Raw genomic sequence first — 19,577 nt, forward strand, 5'->3', positions numbered from 1 at the left:
ACACGGGGCTATGAGGTAGGGCCCGGTGCCCCAAGGGGCGACGCGTCCCGGGGGTGGGCGCACACGAGGCTATGAGGTCGGGCCCTGACCCCCCAGGGGCGCCGCGTCCCGAGGCCTGGCCCGCACAGAGGTATGACGAAGGGCCCGGCCGCCCCTGGGGGTGCCGGGCCCTTCCGTGGGGGTGTTACGCCTTGCGGAGGCGGAAGGTGAGGGACAGGCCCTCGTCCTCGAAGGAGGTGCCGTACGTGGTGTCGGCCTCGCCCTCCGCGTAGTCCGTGGACAGGACCTCGTCCGCGATCAGGGACGCGTGGGCCGTCAGGGCCTCCGTCGTCTCCGGCGACGTGGAGGTCCAGCGCAGGGCGATGCGGTCCGCGACGTCCAGGCCGCTGTTCTTGCGGGCCTCCTGGATCAGACGGATCGCGTCACGGGCGAGGCCCGCCTTGCGGAGCTCCGGGGTGATCTCCAGGTCGAGGGCGACCGTCGCGCCCGAGTCCGAGGCGACCGACCAGCCCTCGCGCGGGGTCTCGGTGATGATGACCTCCTCCGGCGTGAGGGTCACCTGCTCGCCGTCGACCTCGATGGTCGCCTCGCCGCCGCGGAGGGCGAGCGAGAGGGCCGCCGCGTCCGCCGCCGCCACGGCCTTCGCCACGTCCTGCACGCCCTTGCCGAAGCGCTTGCCGAGCGCCCGGAAGTTGGCCTTGGCCGTGGTGTCGACCAGGCTGCCGCCGACCTCCGAGAGGGAGGCCACCGTCGAGACGTTCAGCTCCTCGGTGATCTGGGCCTGGAGCTCCGGGGACAGGTCCGCGAAGCCCGCCGCGGCCACCAGCGCCCGCGAGAGCGGCTGGCGGGTCTTCACGCCCGACTCGGCGCGCGTGGCGCGGCCCAGCTCGACCAGGCGGCGCACCAGCAGCATCTGCTCGGAGAGGGAGGCGTCGATCAGCGCCCGGTCCGGCTCCGGCCAGGTCGCCAGGTGGACGGACTCCGGGGCGTCCGGGGTCACCGGGGCCACCAGGTCCTGCCACACGCGCTCCGTGATGAACGGCGTGAGCGGGGCCATCAGGCGGGTGACCGTCTCCACGACCTCGTGCAGCGTGCGGAGGGCCGCCTTGTCGCCCTGCCAGAAGCGGCGGCGCGAGCGGCGCACGTACCAGTTCGACAGGTCGTCGACGAAGGCCGACAGGAGCTTGCCCGTGCGCTGGGTGTCGTACGACTCCATCGCCTCGGTGGCCTCGGCCACCAGCGTGTTCAGCTCGGACAGCAGCCAGCGGTCCAGGACCGGACGCTCCTCCGGGGCCGGGTCCGCCGCCGACGGGGACCAGCCCGAGGTGCGGGCGTACAGGGCCTGGAAGGCGACCGTGTTCCAGTAGGTCAGGAGGGTCTTGCGGACGACCTCCTGGATGGTGCCGTGGCCCACCCGGCGGGCCGCCCACGGCGAGCCGCCGGCCGCCATGAACCAGCGGACCGCGTCGGCGCCGTGCTGGTCCATCAGCGGGATCGGCTGCAGGATGTTGCCCAGGTGCTTGGACATCTTGCGGCCGTCCTCGGCGAGGATGTGGCCCAGGCAGACCACGTTCTCGTACGACGACTTGTCGAAGACCAGCGTGCCGACCGCCATCAGCGTGTAGAACCAGCCGCGGGTCTGGTCGATGGCCTCGCTGATGAACTGCGCCGGGTAGCGGGACTCGAAGAGCTCCTTGTTCCGGTACGGGTAGCCGTACTGCGCGAAGGGCATCGAGCCCGAGTCGTACCAGGCGTCGATGACCTCCGGCACGCGCGTCGCGGTCCGGCCGCAGCCCTCCGCCGGGCAGGCGAAGGTCACGTCGTCGATGTACGGGCGGTGCGGGTCGAGGCCCGACTGGTCCGTGCCGGTCAGCTCGGACAGCTCCGCGCGCGAGCCCACGCAGGTCAGGTGGTCGTCCTCACAGCGCCAGATCGGCAGCGGGGTGCCCCAGTAGCGGTTGCGGGAGAGCGCCCAGTCGATGTTGTTGTTCAGCCAGTCGCCGAAGCGCCCGTGCTTGACCGACTCCGGGAACCAGTTGGTGTTCTCGTTCTCCTCCAGCAGGCGGTCCTTGACCGCCGTCGTGCGGATGTACCAGGACGGCTGCGCGTAGTAGAGCAGGGCCGTGTGGCAGCGCCAGCAGTGCGGGTAGCTGTGCTCGTAGGCGATGTGCTTGAAGAGCCTGCCGCGCGCGTCCAGGTCGGCGGTCAGCGCCTCGTCGGCCTTCTTGAAGAAGACGCCGCCGACGAGCGGCACGTCCTCCTCGAAGGTGCCGTCGGGGCGGACCGGGTTCACGACCGGCAGGCCGTAGGAGCGGCAGACCTTGAGGTCGTCCTCACCGAAGGCGGGGGACTGGTGGACCAGACCCGTACCGTCCTCGGTCGTCACGTACTCCGCGTTGACGACGTAGTGGGCCGGGGCGGGGAACTCGATCAGCTCGAACGGGCGCTCGTACGTCCAGCGCTCCATGTCCTTGCCGGTGAAGGACTCGCCGGTGGTCACCCAGCCCTCGCCGAGCGCCTTCTCCAGCAGCGGCTCGGCGACGACCAGCTGCTCGTCGCCGTCCGTGGCGACCACGTACGTGACCTCGGGGTGCGCGGCGACGGCCGTGTTGGACACCAGGGTCCACGGGGTGGTCGTCCAGACGAGGAGCGCGGCGCGGCCGGCGAGCGGGCCGGAGGTCAGCGGGAAGCGCACGTAGACCGAGGGGTCGACGACCGTCTCGTAGCCCTGCGCGAGCTCGTGGTCCGAGAGGCCGGTGCCACAGCGGGGGCACCAGGGGGCGACCCGGTGGTCCTGGACGAGCAGGTCCTTGTCGAAGATCTGCTTGAGCGACCACCAGACCGACTCGATGTACGAGGGGTCCATGGTGCGGTAGGCGTCGTCGAGGTCGACCCAGTAGCCCATCCGGGTGGTGAGCTCGGCGAAGGCGTCGGTGTGCCGGGTCACGGACTCGCGGCACTTGGCGTTGAACTCGGCGATGCCGTACGCCTCGATGTCCTTCTTGCCGGAGAACCCGAGCTCCTTCTCGACGGCGAGCTCGACCGGCAGGCCGTGGCAGTCCCAGCCGGCCTTGCGGGCCACGTGGTAGCCGCGCATGGTGCGGAAGCGGGGGAACACGTCCTTGAAGACGCGGGCCTCGATGTGGTGGGCGCCGGGCATGCCGTTGGCCGTCGGCGGACCCTCGTAGAAGACCCACTCCGGGCGTCCCTCGGACTGCTCCAGAGTCTTGGCGAAGACCTTGTTCTCGCGCCAGAAATCGAGCACGGCGTGCTCGAGCGCGGGCAGGTCTACCTGGGCGGGCACCTGGCGGTACTGCGAAGACATCGATCTTCCTCCGGCGGATGTTCCTCGTTCCGTCCGGAGGGACGAGAGCACGGGCTCCCGCGGTACCACCCTCCTTGGCCCCGGGCGCGGACGCCCTGAGCCCCCTCATTGGGGTCGCGACACCGGGTCTAGTCGCCGCGGTCGACCGCGGCTTTCTTCCGGCAGCTCCGGGGTGATGCTTCACATCGGGCTCGCCCCCGGGCTCTCACCGTCCCCGGGTCGCTCATGGCTGCGTACGACGCTACTCGTCCCCATCCAAGCCTTTCGCTCCTCCCCCCGACCCTCGGCTTCGCTCGGGCAAGGGGGCACGCCCACAGTGTACGGGCCCGCCGTGCGGTCGGCCGACCGTTTTCCGGGTGACCCGAATGGCCACACGGGCCCGGGCGGACTTCCGCTGCGGCCAAGTGGGGGAGGGAGGGCACGGATAACCGGCCGGTGAGCTGGGCACAACGGAGGCAGGTCCGCCCCGCAGGGCGCCGGGGGCGGACGATATGGGCGGCGTGCCCCGTTGCCGCGGGCCGTGGGCCGATTTATCGTCCCAGCACGGTTCGCGAGCAAGATCACAAAATGTGAAGGGGCCGCGACATGGTGGCGAAGAAGACCGCCGCGAAGAAGACGACGGCCACGAAGACGACGGCCGCGAAGGCACCGGCCGCGACGAAGTCCGCGCCCGCGAAGAAGTCGGCGGCCAAGAAGGCGCCGGCGAGGAAGACGACGGCCACGAAGGTCGCCGCCGAGAAGGCGGCCACGAAGAAGGCGGCGGCGAAGAAGGTGGCGACGAAGAGCACATCCGCGGGGACGACCGACGGTGCGACGGCCCCCGCGGCGGCGGACGGGACCCCGGTGAAGACGACGGCGGCCGGGGCGCCCGGGAGCACCCCGGCGAGGAAGACCGCCAAGGCAACGAAGGCCGCGAAAACGGCCAGGACCGCGACCGAGAAGAAGACAGGAGCCAGGACGGTGGCAGCGAAGAAGACGGCGGGTGGCGTCACGACGGCCGAGAGCGACGCCGCGGTGCCCCCGGCCCGCGCCGGTGAGCTCGCCGTACGCCCCGGGGAGGACCCGTGGACCCCCGAGGAGGTCGCCGAGGCCCGCAGCGAGCTGCAGGCGGAGGTGCTGCGGCTGCGCAGCGAGCTGGTCCACTCGCAGGAGGAGCTGACCGGCCTGATGCGCGACTCCGGCGACGGCGCGGGGGACGACCAGGCCGACACCGGGACCAAGAACATCACGCGCGAGCACGAGCTGGCCCTTGCCGCGAACGCCCGCGAGATGCTGGAGCAGACCGAGCACGCCCTGGAGCGGCTCGACGCGGGCACCTACGGCCTGTGCGAGGTCTGCGGGAAGCCCATCGGGAAGGCCAGGATGCAGGCCTTCCCGCGGGCCACGCTCTGTGTGGAGGACAAGCAGAAGCAGGAGCGTCGGGGCTGACGGCGCCGGACGCCCGTGTCGTACCCTCGGGGCACAGGCAGGCACCCAGGCCGTGTCTTTCGGATCATGTCGGGCCCGCGGTGTCCGGCACGCGCGTCTGCGGCGTCGTCGGTCGCCAGGGCTCCGCCATGGTTCCCTGCTCCGCCGTACAGCCGTACGCACCGGACACCGCTCCCTGATCCGGCCTGGCCCGAACGACACGACCTAGGTTGAGGGACTCACGTGGCAGAGGCGGAGCGCGTCATCGGTACGCCGGATTCAGCAGGGGCCGACGAGGCAGGGGCCGACGAGACGGCGGTCCCCGGGGAGCGGCCCAAGGGCAGGCGGAAGATCGTCGCGCTGTTCCTGGTCGCCGTGCTCGCCTACCTGCTCGACCTCGGCAGCAAGATGATCGTGGTGGAGAAGCTGGAGGGCCACGAGCCGATCAAGGTGATCGGTGACCTGCTGCGCTTCGAGGCCGTCCGCAACCCGGGTGCCGCGTTCGGCATGGGCGAGGCCTTCACGATCATCTTCACGGTGATCGCGGCCGCGGTGATCGTGGTGATCATCCGCCTGGCCCGCAAGCTCTACAGCCTCCCCTGGGCGATCGCGCTCGGACTGCTGCTCGGCGGTGCCCTGGGCAACCTGACCGACCGGATCTTCCGTTCGCCGGGCGTCTTCGAGGGCGCGGTGGTCGACTTCATCGCGCCCGCGCACTTCGCCGTCTTCAACCTGGCGGACTCGGCGATCGTCTGCGGCGGCATCCTGATCGTCCTGCTCTCGTTCCGCGGTCTGGACCCGGACGGAACCGTTCACAAGGACTGAAACCCCTGCGGCGGCCGCCCGCGCGCTCCCGGCGAGGACCGGGAGCGCCGCGCGGCAAGGCATACTCGTACGGGTGAGCACGAGTCCCGAGATCCGCACGCTGCCCGTTCCCGACGGCCTGGAGGGCGAGCGCGTCGACGCCGCCATCTCCCGGATGTTCGGGTTCTCCCGTACGAAGGCGGCCGAGCTGGCCGCCGCAGGCAAGGTCCTGGTCGACGGCTCCGTCGTCGGCAAGTCCGAGCGGGTCAGCGGCGGCGCGTGGCTCGAGGTCGAGATGCCCGGCGCGCCCGCCCCGGTGCAGGTCGTGGCCGAGCCCGTGGAGGGCATGGAGATCGTCCACGACGACGACGACATCGTCGTGATCATGAAGCCGGTCGGCGTCGCCGCCCACCCCAGCCCCGGCTGGACCGGCACCACCGTGATCGGCGGCCTGGCCGCCGCCGGCTACCGGATCTCCACCTCCGGCGCGGCCGAGCGCCAGGGCATCGTGCACCGCCTCGACGTCGGCACCTCCGGCCTGATGGTGGTGGCGAAGTCGGAGTACGCGTACACCTCGCTGAAGCGCCAGTTCAAGGAGCGCGTGGTCGACAAGCGCTACCACGCCCTGGTGCAGGGCCACCCGGACCCGCTGAGCGGCACCATCGACGCCCCCATCGGCCGGCACCCGAACCACGACTACAAGTGGGCCGTGACCGCCGAGGGCAAGGCGTCCGTGACCCACTACGACCTCATCGAGGCCTACCGGGCCGCCTCGCTGCTCGACATCAAGCTGGAGACGGGCCGCACCCACCAGATCCGGGTGCACATGTCCGCCCACCGCCACCCCTGCGTCGGCGACCTCACCTACGGCGCAGACCCGACGATGGCCAAGCGCCTCGGCCTGACCCGGCAGTGGCTGCACGCCGTCCGGCTCGGCTTCGAGCACCCCGGCGACGGGCAGTGGGTCGAGTTCGCGAGCACCTACCCGGCGGACCTGCAGACCGCCCTGGACCGGATCGCCTCGGAAAGCCGGTGACCGCCGCCTACTCCGTCCGGGAGGCCGTGGGCGCCGAGGACCGCGACGCCTGCTTCGAGGTGCGCCGTGAGGTCTTCGTCGGCGAGCAGGGCGTACCGCGCGAGCTGGAGTACGACACCTACGACGAGACCGCCGTGCACGTGCTCGCGGTCCGGACCGACGGCGTCCCGCTGGGCACCGGGCGGCTCCTGCACGGCGCGGACGCGACCGGCAAGACCGGCGCCGACGTCTCGGTGGGCTCCCTCGGGCGCCTCGCGGTGACCGGGGCGGCCCGTGGTCTCGGGATCGGCGCCGCGCTCGTGCGGGCCATCGAGGACGCGGCCCGCGAGCGCGGGCTCACCGCGGTCGACCTGCACGCGCAGACCCAGGCGCTGGGCTTCTACGAGCGGCTCGGGTACGTCGCGTACGGCCCCGAGTTCCCGGACGCGGGGATGCCGCACCGGGCCATGCGGAGGGCCCTGTAGCGGGGAGGCAGGCACGGCCTCCGTCGTGGGGGCCGTCCGTCGTCCGGCGCTCAGCCGCGACAACGGACATACGTGACAGGGTAGGGCCGTGGATCAATTGGCCCTCCTGTTCCTGCTGCTCCTCGGTGCCGTCCTGACCGTGCCCCTCGGGGGGCGGCTCGGGTTGCCGGCGCCGGTCCTGATGACCCTCGTCGGGATCGTGCTGGCCTTCCTGCCCTTCGTGCCGAACGTCGACATCCCGCCCGAGTTCATCCTCCCGCTGGTGCTGCCGCCGCTTCTCTACGCTTCGGTCCAGCGCACCTCCTGGCGGCAGTTCGCGGCCAACCGGCGCCCGATCTTCCTGCTCGCCGTGGCCCTGGTCTTCGTCACCACGGGCGCCGTCGGCGCGGTCGCCAACGCCCTCGTGCCGGGCATCCCGCTGGCCGCCGCCCTCGCCCTCGGCGCCCTGGTGGCGCCGCCCGACCCGGTCGCGGCCACCGCCGTGGCCGGCTCGCTGGGGCTGCCCCGGCGCCTCGTGTCGATCCTGGAGGGCGAGGGGCTCTTCAACGACGTCACCGCGATCGTGCTCTACCACGTGGCGATCACCGCGGTGGTGACCGGGAGGTTCTCCTGGCCCGAGGCGCTCGCCGAGCTGGTCCTGTCCGCCGTCGTCGCGGTCGTGGTCGGCTTCGTCCTCGGCTGGGCCACCAACAAGCTCATGGGCTCCCTCGGCGACGCCACCCTGCAGACCGGGCTCACCCTCCTCGTGCCGTTCGTCTCCTACGTCATCGCCGAGGAGCTGCACGGCTCCGGCGTGCTCGCCGTCCTGATCACCGCGCTCTTCCTCGCCGAGCACGCGACCGACGCCGACGACGTGATGGGGCGGCTCGCCGGGCAGACCTTCTGGGAGGTCGTCGACACCCTCGTCACGGGCATCGCCTTCGGCCTCATCGGTCTGGAGCTCGTCCACGTCTTCGGGGTGGCCGAGGGGCGCGGCGGCCGGATGCTCGGCTGGGGCGCGGCGGTCGTCGGGGTCGTGGTCGTGGTCCGGCTGCTGTGGCTGCTGCCGGCCACCTGGCTCGCGAAGCGGCTGCACGACCGGCGGGACGTCGCCGAGGAGATCCCGATGAGCTGGCGGGAGACCGTCGTCATGTGGTGGGCGGGGATGCGCGGGGTGGCCTCGGTGGCGCTGGCGCTCGCCATCCCGCTCCGCACGGACGACGGCGCGCCCTTCCCGGGCCGGGACGAGCTGATCTTCATCGCCTTCTGCGTGATCCTCGGGACGCTCGTCGTGCAGGGGCTCAGCCTGCCCTGGCTGGTGAGGAAGCTGGACGTGAAGGCGGACACGGACGCCGAGCGGGCCTTCGAGCGGGAGCTCGCGGCCCGGGCGGCGAAGGCGGCCAAGCACCGCCTGAAGGAGATCGAGGAGATGGAGGAGCTCCCCGAGGAGGTCGCCGAGCGGCTGCAGCGCGGCGCCTTCGACATCGGGGCGCGGATCAGCCCGGACATGGTGGACGAGGAGCGGCGGGCCGCGTTCCGGGAGCGGGTGGAGCGGGTGAAGAAGGTCCAGCAGATCCAGCGGGAGATGATGTCGGCGGCCCGGCACGCGGTCCTCTCGGCGCGCAGCGAGCCCGGGGCCGATCCCGAGGTGGTGGACCGGGTGCTGCGTCACCTGGACGTGCGCAGCATGCGCTGAGGCGGGTGCCCGGCGGCCGGGTGGGAGGATGGGCGGCATGGACATCATGCTTCTCCACTCGGTCTACGGGCTGACCCCCTCCGTCGAGGCCGCCGCCGAGCGGCTCCGGGCAGCCGGGCACCAGGTCTGGACCCCGGACCTCTTCGGCGGGCGGACGGTCGGGACCGTCGAGGAGGGCGTGGCGCTCCGGGACGAGATCGGCAAGGACGAGCTGCTCAAGCGCGCGGTCATGGCCGCCGCGCCCTACTCGGAGCGGGGCCTGGTCTACATGGGCCTCTCGCTCGGGGCCTCGATCGCGCAGACCCTGGCGCTCGGCGACGAGAAGGCGCGGGGGCTGCTGCTGTTCCACGGCACCTCGGACATCGCGGAGTCGGCCTCGGTCGACGACCTGCCGGTCCAGCTGCACGTGGCCGAGCCCGACCCGTTCGAGACGGACGACTGGCTGTCGTCCTGGTACCTGCAGATGCGCAAGGCCGGCGCGGACGTGGAGGTCTACCGCTACCGCGGCGCCGGGCACCTCTACACCGACCGGGAGCTCCCGGACTGGGACGAGGAGGCGGCGGAGCGCACGTGGACGGTGGCGCTGGGCTTCCTCGAAAGCCTGTAGGGCCGCCGGCGGAAAAGGGGTGTGGCCCCCGGGGAGTCCCCGGGGGCCACACCGCTGTGTCCGGACGGTGCGTCAGGCGCGGTACGCGGTCCAGGAGTCGTTCATGCGGGTCACCTGGCCCGACGTGAACTGGTACATGCAGGAGTCGTACGTGTAGTCCATGAAGTTGTGGATCGGGTCCACACCGGTCTTGGAGGTGCAGGAGTCACGGCCCGTCGGGCACTCGTACGCGGGGCTCTTCTCGGCCGGGGTGTCGGAGACGTAGTCGCCGTTTCCGGTGCAGCCGCCCTGGAAGGTGTGGTAGAGGCCCATCCAGTGGCCGACCTCGTGGGTGGCGGTGTCGCCCTCGTTGTAGTTGGCCGCGGAGCCGCCCGGCAGAGAGGCGTCGAGGATCACGACGCCGTCCATCTTCGGGCTGGAGTTGTAGGAGGACGGGAAGGTCGCCCAGCCGAGCAGGCCGCCGCCGAGGTTGGCGGTGTAGACGTTCAGCGCGTTGGCGCCGCCCTTGCGCAGGGTGTTCTTCATGTCCTTCTCGGCCTGGGAGCCGGAGGACAGGTTGTACCATGTGGCGTTGTCCGTGTAGTCGGTCGAGGCCAGCGAGAACTGGAAGCCCGTGTTCACGTTGCCGGTGCCCTGGCCCGCGTAGGCGGCGTTGAGGACGGCGATCTGGTTGCTGACGGCCGTGGCGCTGAGCTTGCCCGTGGTGCCGCTGTGGATGACGTGGAAGTACACGGGGATGGTGACCGTGGCGGCGGCGGCGGTGCCGGCGGCGGCGGTCGCGCGGCCGGCGACCCGGGCCTCCGAGACTCTCTTCTTGAGGTCCGCGTCCATGGCCTTGGCCTGGACGGCCGTGACCTCGTTCGGCTCCGCCTTGGTGGCGTTGCCCTTGGCCTTGCGGGCGCCCGAGAGGGCGGAGGCGTCGTCCGCGCACTTCTCGGCGGAGGCCAGGGTGGTCGTGGAGGGGGTGGCCGCCGGGGCGGACAGGGGGGCCAGGGCCAGGGTTCCGGCCATGACGGCGGTGCCGAGCATACGACGTGTCATACGCGGCGATATACGGACAAGAGCACGCACGGGTGACTCCTCGCGGGGGGTGGTGGAGAGGTACTTCCTCGCCACTGGCGGGGAGATTACGCGTCCATGTCATATGCGGTTGAGGATTGATCAAGCCCAATCATTCAGGGGGCAAATCGGTGCATCGGGAAGAAAAACTTGCGCCGATTCCGGAGTTTGAGACGTGGACGTAACAGAAAAGAAGCCAAAGGCGGGTGGTGTGTCCGGTTTCGATCTCCCGAACTCGCCACCCGCCGTAGCCATGTGATCTCCCGTTAACAAAGAAGATCATGGCTGAAAATCGCCGTCGGGATGTCCGACCGACGTGTCAGCGCACCGGCTGGTACACCCGCTCGACGCGCTGCGTTCCGTTGAGCGTGCGGTACGAACGCGCCCAGGACGCCGACGCGTCGCGGTCCGCGCGGTCGGAGAGGGTGTAGTAGTCCATCTGCGAGCGCTCGGCCGTCACGTCCAGCACGCCGTAGCCGTGGTGGTCCATGTCCACCCACTTCACGTGGCGGTTGGCGGCCTTGACCGCACCCGCCGCCACCACCGAGAGGGTGCCCGGCGCCACGTGCAGCATGTCGTCCAGGTTGTCCGAGGTCACCGAGGTCACCACGAACTCCGTCGCGGCCGAGGCGGACAGCGGGTACGTCGCCGCCTTCACCGGCACGTCGTTGGCCCAGGCCATGTGGATGTCGCCGGTCAGGAAGACCGTGTTGCGGATGCCCCGGTCCGTCAGGTGCTTCAGCAGCTCCTTGCGGTCGTCCGTGTAGCCGTCCCACTGGTCGACGTTCACGGCGAGGCCGCCCTGCGGCAGGCCCAGCAACTCGGCCAGCGGGCCGAGGAGATCGGCCGGCAGCGCGCCGAAGGCCACCGGCGAGATCATCACCGAGGTGCCCACCAGCTGCCAGGTCGCGTCCGAGGAGGCGAGCCCGGACTTCAGCCAGTCCAGCTGCGCCCGCCCGGTGATGCTGCGCTCCGGGTCGTCCACCTTGCCGCTGCCGACGCCCGCCTGCTGCGAGCGGAAGGAGCGCAGGTCCAGCAGGTGCAGATCGGCCAGGCGGCCGAACCGCAGCCTGCGGTAGACGGTCCCCTCGGTCGAGGTGCGCACCGGCATCCACTCGAAGTACGCCTGCTTGGCCGCCGCCACGCGCTCCGCCCAGACGCCCTCGGCGCCCGGGGTGTGGTTCTCCGCCCCGCCCGACCAGGCGTCGTTGGCGAACTCGTGGTCGTCCCAGATGGCGACGATCGGGTGCGCCGCGTGCAGCGCCTGGAGGTCGGCGTCGGTCTTGTACGTGGCGTGCCGCAGGCGGTAGTCGGCGAGCGCGACGATCTCGTGCGCGGGCTGGTGCTGCCGGACGGTGTACTTCGCCTCCGGGTAGGAGCCGGCCGCGTACTCGTAGATGTAGTCGCCGAGGTGGAGGATCGCGTCCAGGTCGGCACGGGCGGCCAGGTGCCGGTACGCGGAGAAGTAGCCGGCCTCCCAGTTGGCGCAGGAGACCACGCCGAAGCGGACCCCGGGCGCGGCCGAGTCGACGGCGGGCGCGGTGCGGGTGCGGCCGGTGGGGGAGACGGTGCCGCCCGAGGTGAAGCGGAACCAGTAGGACGTGGCGGGGCGCAGGCCGCGCACGTCCACCTTCACGGTGTGGTCGGAGGAGGCGGAGGCGACGACCGTGCCGCTCGCCACCGTACGGGCGAAGGAGCGGTCCTCGGCCAGCTCCCAGGCGACCGGGGTGTCGGCGCCCCGGCCGGAGCCGGGGGCGGCGTCGGGGGTGGGGGTGACGCGCGTCCAGAGCAGGACGCCGTCGGGCAGGGGGTCGCCGGAGGCGATTCCGTGGAGGAAGGCGGGTGCCCCGGCGTCCGCGAGTGCGGGCGAGGCGGTGGCCACCAGGGCCGGCGCGGCGACGGCGGTCACGGCGGCGGCCTTCACGACGGTGCGGCGGCTGGGAGTTGATATCAGGTCACGACTGGTCACGGACCGTCAGATTACTGACCAGTACCCGGAAAGGGCAGCCCCCTGAGCAAAGTTCGCCGAAGCTTCGTCGGGCGTTCGTGCGCCCGGGCCCCGCGCTCCCCGACCCCGGCGGGGGTCAGGGAGCGGGCGGGCGGGCGTCAGCCCTTGAGCGCCTTCGTCAGCGCGGTGGTGAAGGCGTCCACCGTCAGCGGCGGGTTCTTGCTGCCCTCGGCGGTCAGCGTCTCGCCGTCCATCTTCAGCGTCGGCGTGCCCGTGACACCGCTCTTGTCGAAGGCCTGCGACATCTTCATCGCCCAGGCGTCGAAGGTGCCGTCCTCGACGTTCTTCTTGAACTCGGCGTTCCCCTTCAGGGCCGGGACCGAGTCCGCCACCTCCAGGAGGTAGGAGTCCTTGGCGAACTTGTCCTGGCTCTCCTCGGGGTGGAACCGGGTGGAGTAGAGCGCCGCCTTGTACTTCAGGAAGGCCTCGGGGCTCACGTCGAGCGCCGCGCCCAGCGCCGAGAGGGCGTTCTTCGAGCCCTCGCCCTGGTCGGAGTTGTCGATGAAGGTGGCGCCCACGTACTTCAGCTTGTACTTGCCGTCGGCGACGTCCTTCTCGACCGTGGCGCCCACGCCCTGCTCGAAGGTCGCGCACACCGGGCAGCGCGAGTCCTCGAAGATCTCCAGGGTCTTCTTCGCCTCGGGCTTGCCGAGGACGACGGTGGTGCCGTCCTGGCCCTCGGTGTTCTTCGGGGCGGCGATGCTCTTCGCGTCGGCCGCCGCCTCCCACTGGGAGGGCTTGCCGGCCTGCACGACGGCGTAGCCGATGCCGCCGGCGACCGCGAGGACGGCGACCGCCGTGCCCGCCACGATCACCTGACGGCGGGCCTTCTCCTTCTTGGCCTGCTTCTCGCGCTCGATCCGCAGTCGCTCGCGGGCGGCTGCCTTGTTGGCCTGGCTGTTGCGCTTGCTCATGGGTGTGCACTCCGGGAAGGACGAGGAAAAGGGATACGCGTGCTGCTCAGACGAGGGCGAGCCCGGGCGCGACGGCCGGGGCCGAGCGCCGGGGGCTCGCGCAGCACGGCGGTCCCCGCCGTCCCACGGAGTGCACGAGCAGCCGGGCATGCGACCGGCGCGGCCGGTCGGCGAGCTGCCCGGCGCGCGGCGGGAGGAACCCCGCGGCGCGGAAGAACGCCGCCACGAGCAGCAGCGGACGGAAGGCGAGGGCCACGGCCGCCCGCAGCAGCCGGGCCAGCGCCCGCTCCCCGCCCCGCAGCCAGGAGGCCGCCGAGAGCCCGACCGCCACATGGGCGGCGAGCAGCAGCCAGGGCACGGCCGGGTCGGGGGAGGACAGCAGGGCCGCGGCGGTCCCGGTCCCGGGAGTCGCCACACCCGGCAGCGGGGTGCCGACCGCGCCGCCGCACAGGGCGTCCATGTCGAGACCCACCGCGCGCAGCGAACCGGCGACCGGGCCGCCCGCGGGGCCGTAGCAGGCCGCCTGACCGCTGGTGAAGAGCGTGTCGGCGGCCAGTTCCAGCGGGACGAGCAGTCCGGCGATGGGGCCGAAACCGCGCTCGCGGCCGGCCAGGGCGTACGCCACCGCGAAGACGGCCACCGCGACCGGGACGACCGTCCCGAGCGGCAGCGGCACGCCGGACAGCAGGACATGCGAGGCCACGGACAGCGTCACGGCCAGTGCCGTGAAGAACGCCGCCCGGAGGGCTCTCAGCTGGGTGCCTGCCATGTCCATCGCCGTGGAAGTGTCCCACGCCCGGCCGTAAGGCGTCCCTAAGGCCCAGCTGTGAGACCGCTTCCGGCCCCGCCTACAGGCCCGGGATGCGCCCGTTGCGGAACAGGTCCACGAAGATCTGGTGGTCGGCCCGCGCGCGTGCGCCGTAGGCGTGCGCGAAGCCCACCAGCAGCTCCGTGAAGCCCTCCTCGTCGGCCGCGATCGCCGCGTCGATGGCCCGCTCGGTGGAGAACGGCACCAGGGAGTGGCCGCTGGAGTCGTCCGCCGCCGCGTGCATCGCCGCGGTCGCCCGGCCGAGGTCCGCGACGGTCGCCGCGATCTCCTCCGGGTCGTCGATGTCCGACCAGTCCAGGTCCACCGCGTAGGGCGAGACCTCGGCGACCAGCTGCCCGGACCCGTCCAGCTCCGTCCAGCCCAGCCAGGGGTCGGCGTGCGCCTGCAGCGCCCGCTGCGAGATCACCGTCCGGTGGCCCTCGTGCCGGAAGTAGTCCCGCACCGCCGCGTCCGTCACATGGCGCGACACGGCCGGCGTCTGCGCCTGCTTCATGTAGATGACGACGTCGTTCTCCAGGGCGTCGCTGTTGCCCTCCAGGAGGATGTTGTACGAGGGGAGGCCGGCCGAGCCGATGCCGATCCCGCGCCGGCCGACGACGTCCTTCACCCGGTAGGAGTCCGGGCGGGCCAGGCTCGACTCCGGCAGCGTCTCCAGATAGCCGTCGAACGCGGCGAGGACCTTGTAGCGGGTGGCCGCGTCCAGCTCGACGGAGCCGCCGCCCCCGGCGAAGCGGCGCTCGAAGTCGCGGATCTCGGTCATCGACTCGAGCAGGCCGAAGCGGGTCAGCGAGCGCGCCTCGCGCAGCGCGCCGAGCAGCGGGCCCTGGGCCGTGTCCAGCGTGAAGGGCGGGATCTCGTCGTTCTTCGCGCCGGTGGCGAGGGCGTGGATCCGCTCCCGGTAGGCGGCCGCGTAGACCGTCACGAGCTCGGTGATCTGCTCGTCGCTGAGCGCCTTGGCGTAGCCGATCAGGGCGAGCGAGGCGGCGAGCCGCTTGAGGTCCCAGGTGAAGGGGCCGACGTACGCCTCGTCGAAGTCGTTGACGTTGAAGATCAGCCGCCCGTTGGCGTCCATGTAGGTGCCGAAGTTCTCGGCGTGCAGATCGCCGTGGATCCACACCCGGCCGGTGCGCTCGTCCAGGAACGGGCCGCCGTGCGCCTCGCGCTCCAGGTCCCGGTAGAAGAGGCAGGCGGTGCCGCGGTAGAAGGCGAAGGCGGAGCCGGCCATCTTCCGGAACTTGACCTTGAAGGCGGCCGGGTCGGCCGCGAGCAGCTCGCCGAAGGCGGTGTCGAAGACGGCGAGGATCTGCTCACCGCGCTCGGCGGCGGTGGGCTGGGGGACCGACATCGAAGGTGCCTCCTGGTGGGCGACCCGGCACGGGGAGTGGCCGGAACTGGTGCATGACAAATGGGACGGGTGTTCCCTGTGTCCCAACGCGCGACGGTACCGCCGAGTGCCCGCCCGCCGCCCGGTCACCACCCCTCGTCGAGGGCCTCCGCCCCGCTGTGTTCGGCGCCGCGCTGTCAGTCGGTCGACGTAGACTTCCACGCTGTCCCCCCGGAAATTCATCGGGGGCCCGGGGTCGCTCCCCGGAAGGATCGCAGCATCGGAGGCTCCCCACCGTGACCAGGCCGCCCTTCACGCACCTCCACGTCCACACCCAGTACTCCCTGCTGGACGGTGCCGCGCGGCTGAAGGACATGTTCAACGCGTGCAACGAGATGGGCATGACCCATATCGCCATGTCCGACCACGGCAATCTGCACGGTGCCTACGACTTCTTCCACTCGGCCAAGAAGGCCGGGGTGACGCCGATCATCGGCATCGAGGCCTACGTCGCCCCCGAGTCCCGCCGCAACAAGCGGAAGATCCAGTGGGGCCAGCCGCACCAGAAGAAGGACGACGTCTCCGGTTCCGGCGGCTACACCCACAAGACCATCTGGGCGGCGAACGCCACCGGTCTGCACAACCTCTTCCGGCTCTCCTCCGACGCCTACGCCGAGGGCTGGCTGCAGAAGTGGCCGCGCATGGACAAGGAGACCATCTCCCAGTGGTCGGAGGGTCTGATCGCCTCCACCGGCTGCCCCTCCGGCGAGCTCCAGACCCGGCTGCGTCTCGGCCAGTTCGACGAGGCCCTGAAGTCCGCCTCCGAGTACCAGGACATCTTCGGCAAGGACCGCTACTTCCTGGAGCTGATGGACCACGGCATCGAGATCGAGCGCCGGGTCCGCGACGGCCTCCTGGAGATCGGCAAGAAGCTCGGCATCCCGCCGCTGGTCACCAACGACTCGCACTACACCTACGCGCACGAGGCCACCGCCCACGACGCCCTCCTGTGCATCCAGACCGGCAAGAACCTCTCGGACCCGGACCGCTTCAAGTTCGACGGCACCGGCTACTACCTGAAGTCCACGGACGAGATGTACGCCATCGACTCCTCGGACGCCTGGCAGGAGGGCTGCGCCAACACGCAGCTCGTCGCCGACCAGATCGACGTCACCGGCATGTTCGAGGCCCGGAACCTCATGCCGAAGTTCGACATCCCCGAGGGCTACACCGAGGTCACCTGGTTCCGCGAGGAGACCATGAAGGGCATGCACCGGCGCTTCCCCGGCGGCATCCCCGAGGACCGCATGAAGCAGGTCGAGTACGAGATGGACACCATCATCTCGATGGGCTTCCCGGGCTACTTCCTCGTCGTCGCCGACTTCATCATGTGGGCGAAGAGCCAGGGCATCGCCGTGGGCCCGGGCCGAGGCTCCGCGGCCGGCTCGATCGTCGCGTACGCCATGGGCATCACCGACCTCGACCCCATCCCGCACGGCCTGATCTTCGAGCGCTTCCTCAACCCCGAGCGCATCTCGATGCCCGATGTCGACATCGACTTCGACGAGCGCCGGCGCGTCGAGGTGATCCGGTACGTGACCGAGAAGTACGGCGCCGACAAGGTCGCCATGATCGGCACCTACGGCAAGATCAAGGCCAAGAACGCGATCAAGGACTCCGCGCGCGTCCTCGGCTATCCGTACGCGATGGGCGACCGGCTCACCAAGGCCATGCCCGCCGACGTCCTCGGCAAGGGCATCGACCTCGACGGCATCACCAATCCCGCCCACCCGCGCTACAGCGAGGCGGGCGAGATCCGGGCCATGTACGAGAACGAGCCCGACGTGAAGAAGGTGATCGACACCGCCAAGGGCGTCGAGGGCCTCGTCCGGCAGATGGGCGTCCACGCCGCCGGCGTGATCATGTCCAGCGAGCCGATCGTCGACCACGCCCCGATCTGGGTGCGGCACACGGACGGCGTGACCATCACGCAGTGGGACTACCCGCAGTGCGAGTCGCTCGGCCTGCTGAAGATGGACTTCCTGGGCCTGCGGAACCTGACCATCATGGACGACGCCGTCAAGATGGTGAAGGCCAACAAGGGCGTCGAGCTCGACCTCCTGGCCCTGCCGCTGGACGACCCGAAGACCTTCGAACTGCTCCAGCGCGGTGACACCCTCGGCGTCTTCCAGTTCGACGGCGGCCCGATGCGGTCCCTGCTGCGGCTGATGAAGCCCGACAACTTCGAAGACATCTCCGCCGTGTCCGCGCTCTACCGCCCGGGCCCGATGGGCATGAACTCGCACACGAACTACGCCCTGCGCAAGAACAAGCAGCAGGAGATCACTCCGATCCACCCGGAGCTGGAGGAGCCTCTCAGGGAGGTCCTCGACGTCACCTACGGCCTGATCGTGTACCAGGAGCAGGTGCAGAAGGCCGCCCAGATCATCGCCGGCTACTCGCTCGGCGAGGCCGACATCCTCCGCCGCGTCATGGGCAAGAAGAAGCCCGACGAGCTGGCGAAGAACTTCACCATCTTCCAGGCCGGCGCCAAGAAGAACGGCTACAGCGACGAGGCCATCCAGAGTCTGTGGGACGTCCTGGTCCCCTTCGCCGGCTACGCCTTCAACAAGGCGCACTCCGCCGCGTACGGCCTGGTCTCCTACTGGACCGCCTACCTGAAGGCGAACTACCCCGCCGAGTACATGGCGGGCCTGCTGACCTCGGTCAAGGACGACAAGGACAAGTCCGCCGTCTACCTGAACGAGTGCCGCCGCATGGGCATCAAGGTGCTCCCGCCCAACGTCAACGAGTCCGAGTCGAACTTCGCCGCCCAGGGCGACGACGTGATCCTCTTCGGCCTCACCGCCGTCCGCAACGTCGGCTCCAACGTCGTCGAGTCGATCATCAAGACCCGCAAGAGCAAGGGGAAGTACAGCTCCTTCCCCGACTTCCTCGACAAGGTCGAGGCCGTGGTCTGCAACAAGCGCACCATCGAGTCGCTGATCAAGGCCGGCGCCTTCGACACCATGGGCCACACCCGCAAGGGCCTGGTCGCCCAGCACGAGCCCATGATCGACACCGTCGTGGCGGTCAAGCGCAAGGAGGCCGAGGGACAGTTCGACCTCTTCGGCGGCATGGGTGACGACGACAGCAGCGAGCCCGGCTTCGGCCTGGACGTCGAGTTCTCCGACGTCGAGTGGGAGAAGTCCTACCTGCTCGCCCAGGAGCGCGAGATGCTCGGCCTCTACGTCTCCGACCACCCGCTCTTCGGCCTGGAGCACGTCCTCTCCGACAAGACGGACGCCGGCATCTCCCAGCTCACCGGCGGCGAACACGCGGACGGCGCGGTCGTCACCATCGGCGGCATCATCTCCGGACTCCAGCGGAAGATGACCAAGCAGGGCAACGCCTGGGCCATCGCCACCGTCGAGGACCTGGCCGGTTCCATCGAGTGCATGTTCTTCCCCGCCACCTACCAGCTGGTCTCCACCCAGCTGGTCGAGGACGCGGTCGTCTTCGTCAAGGGCCGGCTGGACAAGCGCGAGGACGTCCCGCGCCTGGTCGCCATGGAGCTGATGGTCCCGGACCTGTCCAACGCGGGCACGAACGCGCCGGTCGTCCTCACCATCCCGACCGTCAAGGTGACCCCGCCGATGATCAGCCGGCTCGGCGAGATCCTGAAGCACCACAAGGGCAACACCGAGGTACGAATCAAGCTCCAGGGCCCCCGCTCGACCACCGTGCTGCGCCTCGACCGGCACCGGGTGCAGGCCGACCCGGCCCTCTTCGGCGACCTGAAGGTGCTGCTCGGCCCGTCCTGCCTGGCCGGCTGAGCACCCGGACCCCACGCGCAAGGGGCGCGCCCGTCGTCACGGGCGCGCCCCTTTGCCGTCGGCTCGTCAGTTGTGGCCGAAACGCTTCTGCCGGCCCTTGCGGGCCATGTCGCCAGGCGTGACCTGGCTCATGCGCTGCTCGGACTGGGCCTCCATCGACGAGCGCTCGGCCTGCTGCTGGCCGCGCTCGGCCGGCGAGGTGCGCTGCTGCTGACTGCGATCCTGCTTGCGGTTCTTGGCCATGGGGATGATGCCTCCTCAAGGGGGTGTGGGGGCCAGGGCCGCTGTC

General features: G+C 70.7%; 15 protein-coding genes. 7 read left to right on the plus strand and 8 right to left on the minus strand.

The genetic code is table 11. The features are described from left to right. Positions 1-184: 184 nt before the first annotated feature. Entirely contained in the window at positions 185-3,325 is a 3,141-nt protein-coding gene (gene ileS, locus ACIRQF_RS24630; protein ID WP_404095052.1) for an isoleucine--tRNA ligase, read from the minus strand. A 560-nt stretch (positions 3,326-3,885) separates the two neighbouring features. Then, positions 3,886-4,317 (minus strand): hypothetical protein, encoded by a 432-nt coding sequence (locus ACIRQF_RS24635; protein WP_404095054.1) that lies wholly within the window; start codon positions 4,315-4,317, stop codon positions 3,886-3,888. Between ACIRQF_RS24635 and ACIRQF_RS24640 the strand changes: the two genes are divergently transcribed. The 6 genes from ACIRQF_RS24640 (at position 4,286) to ACIRQF_RS24665 (ending at position 9,318) form a co-directional block, all read left to right on the plus strand. After that, on the plus strand, positions 4,286-4,753 hold the full coding sequence (locus ACIRQF_RS24640) for a TraR/DksA family transcriptional regulator (protein ID WP_376629399.1): 468 nt from the start codon (positions 4,286-4,288) through the stop codon (positions 4,751-4,753). The genes ACIRQF_RS24635 and ACIRQF_RS24640 overlap by 32 nt on opposite strands. Positions 4,754-4,975: 222 nt before the next feature. Next, positions 4,976-5,557 (plus strand): signal peptidase II, encoded by a 582-nt coding sequence (gene lspA, locus ACIRQF_RS24645; protein WP_376629400.1) that lies wholly within the window; start codon positions 4,976-4,978, stop codon positions 5,555-5,557. A 73-nt stretch (positions 5,558-5,630) separates the two neighbouring features. Then, positions 5,631-6,572 carry an RluA family pseudouridine synthase gene (locus tag ACIRQF_RS24650; RefSeq protein ID WP_376629402.1) on the plus strand — a complete coding sequence of 314 codons (942 nt, stop codon included), beginning with the start codon at positions 5,631-5,633 and terminating at the stop codon, positions 6,570-6,572. Continuing rightward, complete coding sequence (locus tag ACIRQF_RS24655) at positions 6,569-7,036, plus strand: GNAT family N-acetyltransferase (protein WP_404095058.1); 468 nt, start codon at positions 6,569-6,571, stop codon at positions 7,034-7,036. The genes ACIRQF_RS24650 and ACIRQF_RS24655 overlap by 4 nt, the downstream gene beginning before the upstream one ends. An 88-nt stretch (positions 7,037-7,124) precedes the next feature. Beyond that, entirely contained in the window at positions 7,125-8,711 is a 1,587-nt protein-coding gene (locus ACIRQF_RS24660; protein WP_404095060.1) for a Na+/H+ antiporter, read from the plus strand. 37 nt (positions 8,712-8,748) lie between these two features. Beyond that, positions 8,749-9,318 carry a dienelactone hydrolase family protein gene (locus tag ACIRQF_RS24665; protein WP_404095062.1) on the plus strand — a complete coding sequence of 190 codons (570 nt, stop codon included), beginning with the start codon at positions 8,749-8,751 and terminating at the stop codon, positions 9,316-9,318. Between the two features lie 72 nt (positions 9,319-9,390). Here ACIRQF_RS24665 and ACIRQF_RS24670 read toward each other — a convergent pair whose 3' ends face one another. The 5 genes from ACIRQF_RS24670 to ACIRQF_RS24690 form a co-directional block, all read right to left on the minus strand. Continuing rightward, entirely contained in the window at positions 9,391-10,359 is a 969-nt protein-coding gene (locus tag ACIRQF_RS24670) for a zinc metalloprotease (protein ID WP_404095065.1), read from the minus strand. A gap of 337 nt (positions 10,360-10,696) precedes the next feature. Further along, positions 10,697-12,346 (minus strand): alkaline phosphatase D family protein, encoded by a 1,650-nt coding sequence (locus ACIRQF_RS24675; protein ID WP_404095067.1) that lies wholly within the window; start codon positions 12,344-12,346, stop codon positions 10,697-10,699. 137 nt (positions 12,347-12,483) lie between these two features. After that, positions 12,484-13,299 carry a DsbA family protein gene (locus ACIRQF_RS24680; RefSeq protein ID WP_382485662.1) on the minus strand — a complete coding sequence of 272 codons (816 nt, stop codon included), beginning with the start codon at positions 13,297-13,299 and terminating at the stop codon, positions 12,484-12,486. A gap of 46 nt (positions 13,300-13,345) precedes the next feature. Then, positions 13,346-14,074, minus strand: coding sequence for a hypothetical protein (locus ACIRQF_RS24685; RefSeq protein ID WP_404095070.1), 729 nt, complete (start codon positions 14,072-14,074; stop codon positions 13,346-13,348). 73 nt (positions 14,075-14,147) lie between these two features. Continuing rightward, a complete protein-coding gene (locus ACIRQF_RS24690) occupies positions 14,148-15,473 on the minus strand; it encodes a DUF2252 domain-containing protein (RefSeq protein WP_376629418.1) in 1,326 nt (441 codons plus the stop codon). Between the two features lie 275 nt (positions 15,474-15,748). On the opposite strand from ACIRQF_RS24690, the gene dnaE reads away from it, so the two are divergent. Continuing rightward, the gene (gene dnaE, locus ACIRQF_RS24695; protein WP_376629420.1) at positions 15,749-19,288 is read left to right on the plus strand and encodes a DNA polymerase III subunit alpha; all 3,540 of its coding nucleotides are present in this window, start codon (positions 15,749-15,751) and stop codon (positions 19,286-19,288) included. 66 nt (positions 19,289-19,354) lie between these two features. Here the strand turns inward: dnaE and ACIRQF_RS24700 are convergent, their stop codons facing one another. Further along, positions 19,355-19,531 (minus strand): hypothetical protein, encoded by a 177-nt coding sequence (locus ACIRQF_RS24700; protein ID WP_376629422.1) that lies wholly within the window; start codon positions 19,529-19,531, stop codon positions 19,355-19,357. Positions 19,532-19,577 lie beyond the last annotated feature (46 nt).

This window comes from Streptomyces sp. NPDC101191 (assembly GCF_044767915.1).
Classification (GTDB): Bacteria; Actinomycetota; Actinomycetes; order Streptomycetales; family Streptomycetaceae; genus Streptomyces.

What these genes read in the sequence shown, in the direction of transcription:
- ACIRQF_RS24685 (WP_404095070.1), bottom strand. Translation starts at nt 14,074, where the DNA reads ATGGACATGGCAGGCACCCAGCTGAGAGCCCTCCGGGCGGCGTTCTTC.
- ileS (WP_404095052.1), bottom strand. Translation starts at nt 3,325, where the DNA reads ATGTCTTCGCAGTACCGCCAGGTGCCCGCCCAGGTAGACCTGCCCGCG.
- ACIRQF_RS24670 (WP_404095065.1), bottom strand. Translation starts at nt 10,359, where the DNA reads ATGACACGTCGTATGCTCGGCACCGCCGTCATGGCCGGAACCCTGGCC.
- ACIRQF_RS24680 (WP_382485662.1), bottom strand. Translation starts at nt 13,299, where the DNA reads ATGAGCAAGCGCAACAGCCAGGCCAACAAGGCAGCCGCCCGCGAGCGA.
- ACIRQF_RS24700 (WP_376629422.1), bottom strand. Translation starts at nt 19,531, where the DNA reads ATGGCCAAGAACCGCAAGCAGGATCGCAGTCAGCAGCAGCGCACCTCG.
- ACIRQF_RS24690 (WP_376629418.1), bottom strand. Translation starts at nt 15,473, where the DNA reads ATGTCGGTCCCCCAGCCCACCGCCGCCGAGCGCGGTGAGCAGATCCTC.
- ACIRQF_RS24665 (WP_404095062.1), top strand. Translation starts at nt 8,749, where the DNA reads ATGGACATCATGCTTCTCCACTCGGTCTACGGGCTGACCCCCTCCGTC.